Origin of the sequence: Leifsonia sp. SIMBA_070, assembly GCF_046534635.1 — a bacterium.
Taxonomy (GTDB): domain Bacteria; phylum Actinomycetota; class Actinomycetes; order Actinomycetales; family Microbacteriaceae; genus Leifsonia.
Genome location: NZ_JAWRYK010001017.1, coordinates 1 through 232, shown reverse-complemented (window position 1 = coordinate 232; position 232 = coordinate 1). Strand labels below are relative to the sequence as shown.

Below are 232 nucleotides of genomic sequence, written 5' to 3'. Positions count from 1 at the left end.
ATCGAGGCCCGCCGGGTCGACCGAGGCCAGCGCGGCGGGTGTGATGAAGGCGTGGGTGACGCCGTATTCGGACAGGAAGTCGTACAGATCCTCGCCGCCGTAGATCTCGGTCGGGGCGATGACCATGGTGGATCCGTGCGCCAGCGCCAGCAACAACTCCAGCACGGATGCGTCGAAGCTCGGCGAGGCGAAGTGCAGGGTGCGTGAATCTCCCGTCAGCGCAAAGCGATCC

The 232-nt window shown here is 65.9% G+C and carries 1 protein-coding gene; it reads right to left on the bottom strand.

Annotated elements, in window-relative coordinates; all coding sequences use genetic code 11:
- The coding region (locus SB754_RS23225; protein ID WP_410784593.1) for an AMP-binding protein at positions 1–232 on the bottom strand (232 nt) is incomplete at both ends.